At 61.5% G+C, this 13,651-nt stretch carries 11 protein-coding genes; 9 read left to right on the top strand and 2 right to left on the bottom strand.

Annotated features, from left to right (window positions below):
• The first annotated feature begins 17 nt into the window (after positions 1-17).
• From pepP to gcvH, 8 genes are all read left to right on the top strand, one after another.
• Entirely contained in the window at positions 18-1,352 is a 1,335-nt protein-coding gene (gene pepP / locus AC1DVF_RS07230; protein ID WP_093429756.1) for a Xaa-Pro aminopeptidase, read from the top strand.
• Positions 1,349-2,536 (top strand): 2-octaprenyl-6-methoxyphenyl hydroxylase, encoded by a 1,188-nt coding sequence (gene ubiH / locus AC1DVF_RS07225; RefSeq protein ID WP_095049392.1) that lies wholly within the window; start codon positions 1,349-1,351, stop codon positions 2,534-2,536. Before pepP ends, ubiH begins: the two co-directional genes overlap by 4 nt.
• Positions 2,529-3,014, top strand: coding sequence for a DUF4442 domain-containing protein (locus AC1DVF_RS07220; protein WP_095049393.1), 486 nt, complete (start codon positions 2,529-2,531; stop codon positions 3,012-3,014). Before ubiH ends, AC1DVF_RS07220 begins: the two co-directional genes overlap by 8 nt.
• Before the next feature lie 9 nt (positions 3,015-3,023).
• A complete protein-coding gene (locus AC1DVF_RS07215) occupies positions 3,024-4,241 on the top strand; it encodes a 2-octaprenyl-3-methyl-6-methoxy-1,4-benzoquinol hydroxylase (protein WP_460092286.1) in 1,218 nt (405 codons plus the stop codon).
• 221 nt (positions 4,242-4,462) lie between these two features.
• Positions 4,463-5,467: an extracellular solute-binding protein gene (locus tag AC1DVF_RS07210; protein ID WP_460130383.1), complete on the top strand. Its 1,005-nt coding sequence runs from the start codon at positions 4,463-4,465 to the stop codon at positions 5,465-5,467.
• Positions 5,468-5,621: 154 nt separating this feature from the next.
• Positions 5,622-7,238 (top strand): ABC transporter permease, encoded by a 1,617-nt coding sequence (locus AC1DVF_RS07205; protein ID WP_093429761.1) that lies wholly within the window; start codon positions 5,622-5,624, stop codon positions 7,236-7,238.
• A 156-nt stretch (positions 7,239-7,394) separates the two neighbouring features.
• The gene (gene gcvT, locus AC1DVF_RS07200; RefSeq protein ID WP_116254279.1) at positions 7,395-8,477 is read left to right on the top strand and encodes a glycine cleavage system aminomethyltransferase GcvT; all 1,083 of its coding nucleotides are present in this window, start codon (positions 7,395-7,397) and stop codon (positions 8,475-8,477) included.
• Between the two features lie 50 nt (positions 8,478-8,527).
• Entirely contained in the window at positions 8,528-8,911 is a 384-nt protein-coding gene (gene gcvH, locus AC1DVF_RS07195; RefSeq protein ID WP_095049398.1) for a glycine cleavage system protein GcvH, read from the top strand.
• A gap of 55 nt (positions 8,912-8,966) precedes the next feature.
• Here gcvH and AC1DVF_RS07190 read toward each other — a convergent pair whose 3' ends face one another.
• Positions 8,967-10,109: a DegT/DnrJ/EryC1/StrS family aminotransferase gene (locus AC1DVF_RS07190; protein ID WP_099759371.1), complete on the bottom strand. Its 1,143-nt coding sequence runs from the start codon at positions 10,107-10,109 to the stop codon at positions 8,967-8,969.
• A gap of 156 nt (positions 10,110-10,265) precedes the next feature.
• Between AC1DVF_RS07190 and gcvP the strand changes: the two genes are divergently transcribed.
• A complete protein-coding gene (gcvP, locus tag AC1DVF_RS07185; protein ID WP_477782272.1) occupies positions 10,266-13,139 on the top strand; it encodes an aminomethyl-transferring glycine dehydrogenase in 2,874 nt (957 codons plus the stop codon).
• Between the two features lie 186 nt (positions 13,140-13,325).
• Here the strand turns inward: gcvP and AC1DVF_RS07180 are convergent, their stop codons facing one another.
• Positions 13,326-13,646 (bottom strand): DUF2388 domain-containing protein, encoded by a 321-nt coding sequence (locus AC1DVF_RS07180; RefSeq protein WP_171057234.1) that lies wholly within the window; start codon positions 13,644-13,646, stop codon positions 13,326-13,328.
• Positions 13,647-13,651: the final 5 nt, after the last annotated feature.

Below are 13,651 nucleotides of genomic sequence, written 5' to 3'. Positions count from 1 at the left end.
GGGAAAGCCATCTGCCCATGATCCATATCCCGAAAGCGGAATACAGCCGTCGCCGCAAGGCCCTGATGGCGCAGATGGAACCCAACAGCATCGCGATCCTGCCCGCCGCCGCGGTCGCCATTCGCAACCGCGACGTCGAGCACGTCTACCGTCAGGACAGCGATTTCCAGTACCTCAGCGGTTTTCCCGAGCCGCAGGCTGTCATCGTTTTGATGCCCGGCCGTGAGCATGGCGAATACGTGCTGTTCTGCCGTGAGCGCAACGCCGAACGCGAATTGTGGGACGGTTTGCGCGCCGGGCAAGAGGGCGCGATCCGCGACTTCGGTGCCGATGACGCTTTCCCTATTACCGACATCGACGACATCCTCCCGGGCCTGATCGAAGGCCGCGACCGGGTGTATTCGGCGATGGGCAGCAACCCTGAATTCGACCGTCACCTGATGGACTGGATCAATGTGATCCGCTCCAAGGCGCACCTCGGCGCCCAGCCGCCGAACGAATTCGTTGCCCTGGATCATCTGCTCCACGACATGCGTCTGTATAAATCGGCGGCAGAAGTGAAGGTGATGCGCGAAGCCGCACGGATCTCGGCGCAAGCCCACATCCGTGCGATGCAGGCCAGTCGGGCCGGGCTCTACGAGTACAGCCTCGAAGCCGAACTCGACTACGAGTTCCGCAAGGGCGGGGCGAAGATGCCGGCCTACGGCTCGATCGTCGCCGCCGGACGCAACAGCTGCATCCTGCATTACCAGCAGAATGACGCGCTGCTCAAGGACGGCGACCTGGTGTTGATCGATGCCGGTTGCGAGATTGACTGCTACGCCAGCGACATCACCCGCACCTGGCCGGTCAACGGCAAGTTTTCGCCCGAGCAGAAAGCGATCTATGAGTTGGTGCTGGCCTCGCAGGAAGCCGCGTTCGCCGAAATCGCCCCGAACAAGCACTGGAATCAGGCGCACGAAGCCACGGTTCGAGTGATTACCACGGGGCTGGTGAAACTGGGATTGCTGCAGGGTGAGGTCGACGAGTTGATCGCCAGCGAAGCCTATAAAGCCTTTTACATGCACCGCGCCGGTCACTGGCTGGGCATGGATGTGCATGACGTTGGTGAGTACAAGGTCGGCGGCGAATGGCGAGTGCTCGAGGTCGGCATGGCGCTGACCGTAGAGCCGGGCATCTACATCGCCCCGGACAATCAGAACGTCGCGAAAAAATGGCGCGGCATTGGTGTACGTATCGAGGACGACGTGGTCGTGACCAAAACAGGTTGTGAAATCCTCACCAGCGGCGTGCCGAAAACCGTCGCTGAAATCGAAGCGCTGATGGCGCAAGCAAGGACCCACGCGGCATGAGTCGAGTCAATCTGGCAATCATCGGTGGCGGTCTGGTCGGCGCCAGTCTGGCGTTGGCCTTGCAGGCCGGGGCCAAGGCGCGTGGCTGGAAGATCGTCCTGATCGAACCGTTTGCACCAGGCGACAGCTGGCAGCCGAGTTACGACGCACGTTCGTCGGCGCTGTCCTTCGGCTCGCGGCAGATTTATCAACGGCTGGGCGTGTGGCAGGAAATCTCCCGTCGCGCCGAGCCGATCAAACAGATTCATGTTTCTGACCGTGGCCGCTTCTCCACCGCGCGTCTGTCGGCGATGGAAGAGGGCGTACCAGCGCTCGGTTACGTGGTGGAAAATGCCTGGCTCGGCCAGTGCCTGTGGCAGCACATCGACAAAGACGTGATCAGCTGGCGTTGCCCGGCGGAGGTCACACGCATGGAACCGCTGCCCGATGGCTATCGCCTGACCCTCAATGATGAAACCACCCTTGAATGCGACCTCGCGGTGCTCGCCGATGGCGGTCGTTCCGGTCTGCGCGAGCAGCTAGGCATTAACGTGCGCAAGCGTCCGTACAACCAGAGCGCACTGATTGCCAACATCACCCCGAGCGAAGCGCACAACGGCATGGCCTTTGAGCGTTTCACCGACGAAGGGCCGATGGCCTTGCTGCCGCTGCCGGAAAACCGCTGTGCTCTGGTCTGGACCCGTTTGGGCATGGACGCGCAGCGTCTGGCCGATTTGAGCGAGCGTGATTTCCTCAGCGAATTGCAGGGCGTATTCGGTTATCGCCTCGGCACGTTGAAACAGGTTGGCGCACGGCATTTGTATCCGCTGACGTTGGTCGAGGCCGAAGAGCAGGTGCGCTCGCATCTGGCTGTGCTCGGCAACGCGGCGCACAGCCTGCACCCGATTGCCGGGCAGGGTTTCAACTTGTCACTGCGTGATGCCGATGCCTTGGCCGCCGCGTTGTTGTCCAGTGAAAAGCCGCTGGGCGACTTCGCCACATTGCAGGCTTATCGCGAGCGTCAGCGTCTCGATCAGGACCTAACCGTCGGCTTTTCCGATCAGGTCACACGGCTGTTCGGCAGCACGCAGCCATTGGTTTCGCTGGGGCGTAACATCGGCCTGCTCGGTCTCGATCTGTTGCCGCCGGCCAAGCGCTGGTTTGCCCGTCAGGCCATGGGTCTGGGAACGCGACCGGATGCTTAAGTGGTTGACCGCTAAATTCGGCAAGGCGCGGTTGATGCGCTGGGTGATGACGTTCTACCCGCCGTATCTTGGCGCCGGTGTACGGGTTCGGCATATCAGCGATGATTTCCGCGACGTTCAGGTGTCGATGGGCCTTGGCTGGTACAACCGCAACTACGTCGGCACTCAGTTTGGCGGCAGTCTGTATTCGATGGTCGACCCGTTCTTCATGCTGATGCTCATGGAAAACCTCGGCTCGAAGTACATTGTCTGGGACAAAGCTGCCGATATCGATTTCATTGCGCCGGGCAAAGGCCCGGTGTTCGCCCGCTTCAATATCGACGAGACCTTGCTCGCCGAGATTCGCCGGCAAACCGCCAATGGCGAGAAATACCTGCCGCAGTTGCAGGTCGACATTCATGACGGCGCCGGCAATCTGGTGGCGCGGGTCGGTAAAACCCTTTACGTGCGGCTCAAGCCGCAAGCGAGACAGGCTTAAAGCATGGAAATGCGCGCAGATCTGCTGATTGTCGGAGCCGGAATGGTCGGCAGCGCCCTGGCGTTGGCGTTGCAGGACAGCGGGCTGGAAGTCCTGCTGCTCGATGGCAGCCCGCTGAGCGTCAAGCCGTTCGATGCCGACGCGGCATTTGAACCGCGTGTGAGCGCGCTGTCGGCAGCCAGCCAACGCATCCTCGAACGCCTCGGCGTGTGGGAAGGGATCGCCAAGCGCCGCAGCAGCCCGTACACCGACATGCATGTCTGGGACGGCAGCGGCACCGGACAGATCCATTTCTCGGCGAGCAGTGTGCACGCCGAGGTGCTGGGTCATATCGTCGAAAACCGTGTGGTGCAGGACGCCTTGCTCGACCGTTTGCACGATTGCGATCTGGGCATGCTCGCTAATGCGCGGCTGGAACAGATGCGCCGCTCGGGCGATGACTGGTTGCTGACGCTGGCTGACGGTCGTCAGTTGCGCGCGCCATTGGTGATCGCCGCTGACGGTGCCAACTCGGCCGTTCGCCGCCTCACCGGGATGGCCACGCGCGAGTGGGATTACATGCACCACGCCATCGTCACCAGCGTGCGCAGCAGCAAGTCGCACCAGATGACCGCGTGGCAGCGCTTTACCGATCACGGGCCTTTGGCGTTTCTGCCGCTTGAGCGTGACGGGCAGCAGGATTGGTGTTCGATCGTCTGGTCGACCACGCCGAGCGAAGCCGAGCGCTTGATGGCGCTGGATGAAGCGGCGTTCTGCCGAGAGCTGGAGCGCGCCTTTGAAGGTCGCCTCGGCGCAGTCGTCAGTGCCGATCCGCGACTGTGCGTGCCGCTGCGTCAGCGCCATGCCAAGCGCTATGTGGCCGAAGGGCTGGCGCTGATCGGCGATGCGGCGCACACCATTCACCCGTTGGCGGGGCAGGGTGTGAACCTCGGTTTCCTCGATGCGGCGGTGTTGGCCGAAGTGCTGTTGCAGGCGGCCGAGCGTGGCGAGTGCTTGGCGGAGGTGAAGGTGCTGAGCCGTTACGAGCGCCGGCGCATGCCGCACAACCTGGCGCTGATGGCGGCGATGGAAGGGTTTGAGCGGTTGTTTCAGGCTGATCCGTTGCCGGTCAGGTGGCTGCGCAATGCCGGGTTGAAACTGGTGGAGCAGATGCCGGAGGCGAAGGCGCTGTTTGTGCGTGAAGCCCTCGGGTTGACCGGGGATCTTCCGGCCCTCGCCAAACCCTGACCTCTCCATTGAGGCTGATGGCCTCTTCGCGAGCAGGCTCGCTCCCACATTTGAAATGCATTCCAATGTGGGAGCGAGCTTGCTCGCGAAGGCGTCAGAACCGACACCACAAATTTCAAACTGTGCAACATCTGGTAACTCCTTCAAAAAGAGTTCGATTGAGGTGGTAAATGTGAGTCCTTATCATTTGGCCCACATTTTCCGACCGAGAGACCACTCCCATGTTGGCACCCAAGCGTCTTCTGACCGCACTGGCCCTGACCCTGATCGGCAGCACAACGGCCCAGGCCGCTGATGAGGTGGTGGTTTACTCGTCGCGCATCGATGAGCTGATCAAACCGGTCTTCGATGCCTACACCGCCAAGACCGGGGTGAAGATCAAGTTCATCACCGACAAGGAAGCGCCGCTGATGCAGCGCATCAAGGCCGAAGGTGAGAACGCCACCGCCGACCTGCTGCTCACCGTTGACGCCGGCAACCTCTGGCAGGCCGAGCAGATGGGCATCCTCCAGCCGTTCACCTCGAAAACCATCGACGCCAACGTTCCACTGCAATATCGCTCGTCCACTCACGCCTGGACCGGCCTGAGCCTGCGCGCGCGGACCATCGCCTACTCCACCGAACGGGTGAAGCCGGGCGAGTTGACCACCTACGAAGCACTGGCCGACAAGAACTGGGAAGGGCGCCTGTGCCTGCGTACGGCGAAGAAGGTCTACAACCAGTCGCTGACCGCGACCATGATCGAAGTCCATGGCGCCGAGAAAACTGAAAAGATCCTCAAGGGCTGGGTCAACAACCTCTCCACCGACGTGTTCTCCGATGATGTCGCGGTGCTCGAAGCGATCAACGCCGGGCAATGTGATGTCGGCATCGTCAACACTTACTACTATGGCCGCCTGCACAAGCAGAAGCCGGAACTGCCGGTGAAGCTGTTCTGGCCGAATCAGGCCGATCGTGGCGTGCACGTGAACCTGTCGGGCATTGGCCTGACCCAGTACGCGCCGCACCCGGAAGCGGCCAAAGCTTTGGTTGAATGGATGACCACGCCCGAGGCGCAGAAGATTTTCGCAGACGTGAACCAGGAGTTTCCGGCCAACCCGGCGGTGGCGCCTTCGGAAGAAGTGGCGGCGTGGGGCAAGTTTGTCGCTGACACCTTGCCGGTGGAAGTGGCGGGCAAGCGTCAGGCTGAAGCGATCCGGATGATGGATCGGGCGGGTTGGAATTGAGGCTTTTTCGATAGACTTGTGATCGTTCCCACGCTCTGCGTGGGAATGCATCCATCGACGCTCTGCGTCGTGCCGCCGACAGCGTGACGCAGAGCGTCACAGGATGTGTGCCCACGCAGAGCGTGGGCACAATCATTTGAACGAGACTGTTTCCTTGGCCCACCCTGCCCAACGCCGCTGGTATCCCATCGTCTTCGCCATCGCCGCGCTGGTGCTGTTGCCCCTGAGCGTTCTGCTGCTCTCCTGGCAAACCATCGATCAACAGATCTGGTCGCACCTTTGGCAAACCCAGATGCCGCGCCTGCTGGGCAACACCCTGACGCTGGTCGTTGGCGTCGGTGTCGGTGTGACGCTGCTGGGTGTCAGCCTCGCCTGGCTCACCAGCCTCTGCGAATTCCCCGGCCGGCGCTGGCTCGACTGGGCGCTGATGCTGCCTTTCGCCATTCCCGCCTATGTGCTGGCCTTCGTTTTCGTCGGCCTGCTCGATTTCGCCGGCCCTGTGCAGACCCTGCTGCGCGAATGGTTCGGCAGCGGCCTGCGGCTGCCGCGCGTGCGCTCCACCGGCGGGGTGATCATCGTGCTGGTGCTGGTCTTCTATCCCTACGTTTATCTGTTGGCGCGCACCGCATTCCTCGCTCAGGGCAAAGGCCTGATGGAAGCGGCGCGGGTGCTTGGCCAATCGCCGTGGCAAGCGTTCTGGCGTGTGGCGTTGCCGATGGCGCGTCCGGCCATTGGCGCCGGCGTGGCACTGGCGCTGATGGAAACCCTGGCGGATTTCGGCGCGGTCTCGGTGTTCAACTTCGACACCTTCACCACCGCCATCTACAAGACCTGGTACGGCTTCTTCAGCCTGTCGAGTGCGGCGCAGCTGGCCAGTCTGTTGCTGCTGGTGGTGATGCTGGTGCTCTACGGCGAACGTCGCGCGCGTGGCGCCAATCGGGCGGGCAACGAGCGGCCACGGGTGAAAGCCCTGTATCACTTGCGCGGGCTCAAGGCGTTCGCGGCGATGAGCTGGTGCGCACTGGTGTTCGCCTGCGCCTTCGTCATTCCGCTGCTGCAACTGATCGTCTGGTTCTGGCAGCGCGGCCGTTTCGATCTGGACGAGCGCTACGCCGGGCTGATCCTGCACACCTTGTATCTGGGCGGCATGGCGGCGCTGATTACCGTAAGCGTCGCGTTGCTGCTGGCCTTCGCTCGGCGACTGGCGCCGACGCCCGCGATCAACTCCGGCGTTGGTCTGGCCAATCTCGGTTACGCCTTGCCGGGTTCGGTGCTGGCGGTGTCGATCATGCTGGCGTTCAGTTATCTGGATCGCGAGCTGGTGATTCCGCTCTCCGGTTGGCTCGGTGGCGCGGGCAAACCGCTGCTGCTTGGCAGTCTGGCGGCGTTGCTGATGGCCTATCTGGTGCGTTTTATTGCGGTGGCGTACGGGCCGCTGGAAAGCAGTCTGGCGCGTATACGGCCCTCTTTGCCCGAAGCAGCACGTAGCCTGGGTGTCAGTGGGCCGCGACTGTTTTTCAAAGTGTATCTGCCGCTGTTGCTGCCCGGCGCGCTGAGCGCGGCGCTGCTGGTGTTCGTCGATGTGCTCAAGGAAATGCCCGCAACCCTGCTGATGCGCCCGTTTGGCTGGGACACGCTGGCGGTGCGGATCTTTGAAATGACCAGTGAAGGTGAATGGGCGAGGGCGTCTTTGCCAGCGCTGACCCTGGTTCTGGTCGGTCTATTGCCGGTCATCGGACTGATCCGCCGCTCGGCGCACCGAAACACTTAGTCGTCAGTCCTGAATCATGCGGCTACAATGCGCGGCATTCGGTGCGGTTCGTCTGACAGACCCGTTCGCTGAAATCGGCTGAAAGCCTTCTATTTCGCGGCTTTCACCCCGTACAGCGGCTGTCCGCACCTTCGCCACGCCCGGAAGGAGAAACCCATGGGACAGCGTACGCCTCTGTATGACCTGCATCTCGCCCTCGGCGCGAAGATGGTCGATTTTGGCGGTTGGGACATGCCACTGCATTACGGCTCGCAGGTCGAGGAGCACCACGAAGTGCGCCGCGATTGCGGGGTGTTCGATGTTTCCCACATGACCGTGATCGATGTCACCGGCACCCAGGCCAAGGCCTGGCTGCAGCATTTGCTGGCCAATGATGTCGACCGCCTGCACCGCCCCGGCCGTGCGTTGTACAGCACTATGCTCAACGAGCGTGGCGGCATCGTCGATGACATGATCGTCTACCGCCTCGACGACGCTTATCGACTGGTGTTCAACGCTTCGACCCGCGATCAGGATCTGGCCTGGATGAACGCGCAGCGCGGCGATTACGACGTGCAGCTGCACGAGCGCTCCGAGCTGGCGATGCTCGCCATCCAAGGCCCACAGGCCCGGCACAAGATTGCCGAACTGGTGACCCAGTCGCGCGCCACGCTGATCCAGCACCTCAAACCCTTCGAAGGCTATACCGACGGTGACTGGTTCATCGCGCGTACCGGTTATACCGGTGAAGATGGCCTGGAAATCTGCCTGCCGGCCAATCAGGCGCCTGGGTTCTTCAACGATCTGGTCGGTGCCGGCATTTCCCCGATCGGCCTCGGTGCCCGCGATACCCTGCGGGTTGAAGCCGGGATGAATCTCTACGGTCAGGACATTCACCAAGACGTTTCGCCACTGGCCTCGAACATGGCCTGGAGCATTGCCTGGGAACCGGCCACCCGCCAATTCATCGGCCGTGCTGCGCTGGAGGCGGAAAAAGCTGCCGGCATTGCGCACAAACTGGTTGGTCTGGTCCTGGAAGAACGTGGTGTTTTGCGCGCTCATCAAGTGGTTCGCATCGCCGATGTTGGCGAAGGGGAGATCACCAGTGGTAGTTTCTCTCCTACGCTGAGCAAATCGATTGCCTTGGCGCGTGTTCCGATGGCAACTGCCGACCGCGCCGAAGTGGAAATCCGTGGCAAGTGGTACCCGGTACGGGTGGTCAAACCGACCTTCGTACGCCATGGCAAAACTTTGATCTAACCTTTTTCCGGCGGGCATGACCGCTGACCCAATTCCAGAGGACACCGAAGATGAGCAATATTCCCGCTGAACTGCGTTTTGCCGAAAGTCATGAATGGGCACGTCTGGAAGCCGACGGCACCGTCACCGTGGGCATCAGCGATCACGCGCAGGAAGCGCTGGGCGATGTGGTGTTCGTTGAGCTGACCGAAGTAGGCAAGGTGTTCGCCGCTGAAGATCAGGCTGGCGTCGTTGAATCGGTGAAAGCTGCTTCCGACATCTACTCGCCGATCAGCGGTGAAGTCATCGCGATCAACGAAGAGCTGGGCGGTTCGCCAGAGCTGCTGAACTCCGATCCGTACGGCGCATGGATCTTCAAGCTCAAGCCAAGCGATAAGGCTGAGCTGGACAAACTGCTGGATGCCGGCGCTTACAAGGCTGCCATCGGCGAGTAATTGCCCGGCTACACCGCAAAGCCCCGACTTGTCGGGGCTTTTTTATGGGTGTCTGTCAGGCGTTGTGCAACACCGCTTTCACCGCAGCGACCGAGCGCTCGACATCCTCCTTGCTCATCGCGGTAAACATCGGCAGCGACACGATCAGCCGCCCGACACGCTCGGCCACCGGCAACATCCCCTCGTTGAAACCGCGCTCGCGGTACAGACTCAGCAAGTGGATCGGCGGATAGTGATAGCCGATCCCGATACCATGCGCCTGCATCTGCTCCATGAACGTCGCCCGCGCAGGCAAGCCGTCCTTGCGCTCCGGCAGTACCAGTTGGAACAGGTGCCAGTTGCTGTTGGTGAAATCCGCCAGCGGCAGTTGGGCGCCATAGGTCGCTTCAAAGTCAGCGCCAAAGCACTGGAAATAATGCCGCGCCAGTTCACGCCGATGCGCCGTCAGCGCTTCGATATGAGCAAACTGGCCCAGACCGATCGTGGCAGCGACATCGGTCATGTTGAACTTGCCGCCCAGGACATCGACGTCCAGGCCATCGAAACCGTTGCGGGTTACGCCCTGCAAGCGGTACTTCTCCGCTAGCCGCGCTTCCTCAGGTGTGTTCAGCACCAGACAACCCCCCTCGGCGCAGGTGACGTTCTTGTTCGCCTGAAAACTGAACGACACGAAGTCACCGGTGGCGCCGATGCGCTGGCCGTTCCAGCTCGAGCCCAGCGCCTGGGCGGCGTCTTCGACGATGCGCAGATTGTGTTTGCGCGCGATGGCGTACAGGCGATCCATGTCTACGGGCAGACCGGCGAGGTACACCGGAATCACTGCTTTGGTGCGTGGGGTAATGGCCGCTTCCAGTTGGTCCAGGTCGATATTGCGGGTCTGCGGATCGATGTCGGCAAACACGGGTGTGGCGCCGACTTCAAGGATCACGTTGGCTGTGGCCACCCAGGAAATCGGCGTGGTAATCACTTCGTCTCCGGGCCCGATGCCGGCGATGCGCAAGGCGATTTCCATGGTGCAGGTGCCGGAATTGAAGGTGCGCACCGGGCGCCCGCCAAAATATTCCGACAACTGTGCTTCGAAGGCCTGAACCTTCGGCCCGCTGGTGATCCAGCCGGAACGCAAGACTTCGCCCACAGCGGCAATCGTCGCTTCGTCGATGACAGGTTTGGAAAACGGCAGAAACGGCAGTGTGCTCATGAGGCTTTGATCATCCGCGAGTTGAACGCCTGACGCAGGCGCCACAGCATGGCCCGGAACGCCCTCGGCCGCCAAGCCGTGCGCGACGATATCGACTGCTATGCTGGTTTGACCGTGTTGCATTGACGCCGAGCGCCAGCCAAGAGAGAGCCCGTCATGTCCCAGTTGCCGTCCCTGAGCCAGTTACGCGACCCCGACGCTTTTTTGCGCCGTCACCTCGGCCCCGATGCTGCCGAACAACAGGCGATGCTCGACAGCCTCGGCCTCGGCAGCCGGGTCGAACTGATCGAACAGACTGTACCGCCGGCCATCCGCCTTAACCGCGCACTGGATCTGCCGCCGGCCCTCGACGAACAAGCGGCGCTGGCCAGACTGCGCGGTTACGCCGAGCAGAATCAGGTCTGGACCAGCCTCATCGGCATGGGCTATCACGGCACCCTCACGCCCACGGTCATCTTGCGCAACGTCCTGGAAAATCCCGGCTGGTACACCGCGTACACGCCGTATCAACCGGAAATCGCCCAGGGCCGGCTCGAAGCGTTGCTGAATTTCCAGCAACTGACCATCGACCTCACCGGTCTGGAACTGGCCAACGCGTCTTTGCTCGATGAGGCCACGGCGGCGGCGGAAGCCATGGCGTTGGCCAAACGCGTAGCCAAATCGAAGAGCAATCTGTTCTTCATTGATGAGAACTGTCATCCACAAACCATTTCGGTGGTGCAGACCCGCGCCGAAGGTTTCGGCTTCGAATTGATCGTCGATGCTGTGGATAATCTCAAACAGCACCAAGTGTTCGGTGCGCTGCTGCAATATCCCGACACCCATGGCGAGGTGCGTGACCTGCGCCCGCTGATCGACCATTTGCATGCGCAGCAAGCGCTGGCCTGCGTCGCCACGGACCTGCTGAGTTTGCTGTTGCTGACGCCGCCGGGTGAGTTGGGCGCCGATGTAGTGTTCGGTTCCTCCCAGCGATTCGGTGTGCCGATGGGTTATGGCGGCCCGCACGCGGCGTTCTTTGCCAGTCGCGAGGAATACAAACGGGCGATTCCCGGGCGGATCATCGGCGTGTCGAAGGACGCTCGGGGTAACGTCGCATTGCGCATGGCGCTGCAAACCCGCGAACAACATATCCGCCGCGAGAAGGCCAACTCGAACATCTGCACGGCTCAGGTGTTGCTGGCCAACATCGCCAGTTTCTACGCGGTTTATCACGGGCCGGAAGGCCTGAAACACATCGCCCAGCGCGTGCATCGGCTGACCTGCATTCTGGCCGCAGGGCTTGAGCGCAAAGGAATCAGTCGGGTCAATGCGCAGTTCTTCGACACACTGACGCTGGACGTCGGCGGTGCGCAAACGGCGATCATCGAAAGCGCTCAAGCCGCACAGATCAATCTGCGGATTCTCGGGCGCGGTCGGGTCGGGCTGAGTCTCGATGAGACCTGCGATGAAAGTACCGTGGCCAAGCTGTTCGATGTCCTGCTTGGCGCCGATCATGGGTTGAACGTCGATGAACTTGACGCTGAAGCCCTGAGTTCGGGCATCCCCGACAACCTACAGCGCAACACACCGTACTTGCGCCACCCGGTGTTCAACGCCCATCACAGCGAAACCGAGATGCTGCGCTATCTCAAACAACTGGAAAACAAGGATCTGGCGCTCAATCAGTCGATGATCCCGCTGGGCTCCTGCACCATGAAACTCAACGCCACCAGCGAAATGATTCCGATCACCTGGCCGCAATTCGCCAACCTGCATCCGTTCGTGCCGCGTGAGCAGGCGGTCGGTTATACGCTGATGATCGAGGAGTTGGAGCGCTGGCTGTGCGCAATCACCGGGTTCGATGCGATCTGCATGCAGCCCAACTCCGGCGCTCAGGGCGAGTACGCCGGGTTACTAGCGATCCGCAAATACCACGAAAGCCGTCAGCAGGGGGCGCGGGAGATCTGCCTGATTCCGTCCTCGGCCCATGGCACCAACCCGGCCTCGGCGCAAATGGCCGGGATGCGCGTAGTGATCGTCGAGTGCGACGAGGCGGGCAACGTCGATCTGGAGGATCTGCAAGCGAAAGCCGCCGAGGCTGGGGATAAGTTGTCGTGCCTGATGGCGACCTATCCGTCGACCCACGGTGTGTACGAGGAGGGCATCAGCGAGATCTGCGAGGTTATCCACAAGTACGGCGGTCAGGTCTACATGGACGGCGCCAACCTCAACGCGCAGGTCGGGCTGACGCGGCCGGCAGACATTGGCGCCGACGTGTCGCACATGAATTTGCACAAGACTTTTTGCATTCCCCATGGCGGCGGTGGGCCGGGCATGGGGCCGATCGGTATTCGTGCGCATCTGGCGCCGTTCGTCGCCAATCATCCAGTGGTGCCGATCGACGGGCCACTGGCGCAGAACGGCGCGGTCAGCGCGGCGCCTTGGGGCAGCGCGAGCATTCTGCCGATCAGCTGGATGTACATCGCCATGATGGGCCCGCAATTGGCGGATGCCAGCGAGGTGGCGATTCTGGCGGCGAACTATCTGGCGCAGCATTTATCCGGCGCATTCCCGGTGTTATACACCGGGCGCAACGGGCGGGTCGCTCACGAATGCATTCTCGACCTGCGGCCCTTGAAGGCGCTGACCGGTATCAGCGAAGAAGACGTCGCCAAGCGCCTGATGGATTACGGCTTCCATGCGCCGACCATGTCCTTCCCGGTGCCGGGCACGTTGATGGTCGAGCCGACCGAGAGTGAATCCAAGGCTGAACTGGATCGTTTTATCGGTGCGATGCTGAGCATTCGTGCAGAAATCACCGAAGTGCAAAACGGCAACTGGCCGGCCGAGGACAACCCGTTGAAACGAGCGCCGCATACCCTGGCGGATGTCACCGGGGTTTGGGAGCGGCCCTACAGCATCGAGCAGGGCATTACCCCGGATGCGCACACCAAAGCGCACAAGTATTGGCCGGCGGTGAATCGGGTGGATAACGTTTACGGCGATCGCAACCTGTTCTGTGCCTGCGTCCCGGTGTATGATTACCGCTGACATTCAGACTGTATGCGGTCCTTGTGGGAGCGAGCTTGCTCGCGAAGACGGCGTGTCAGTCGCCGCATATTTCGGATGTGAAATTGCCTTCGCGAGCAAGCTCGCTCCCACAGGGTTTAGTGTTGGGCTCAGAAGACAGGCAAAAAAATGCCGCTCGATTGAGCGGCATTTTTGTTGGCGGATGGCTTACTCGGAAGCCACGGCGTTCTTCGCCAGGATCGCATTCGCCAATTCCATATCGGTCGCCTGCAGGCCCGGATTGTCGGCGCGGACTTTCTGCATCGCCGCTTCCAGATACGGTCCGCGAATGCCGCCATCACTGGCAACGAAGCTGCCGGCATCGTCCTGTGCGGCGATGATCAGCTTGTGATCCTTGAAGGTCAGGTAGGTCGAACCGGTAGTGGCACCGGACGAGATGACGTTACGCCAAAAGCTGTCCGCCATGGCCGAACCAACGGGAAGGGACAGCAAGGCCAGAGTGGCGACAGCAAGTTTGAGACGCATGATGAGAT

Source organism: Pseudomonas sp. P4_D7 (assembly GCF_056401755.1).
This window is presented reverse-complemented; position numbering and strand designations above follow the sequence as displayed.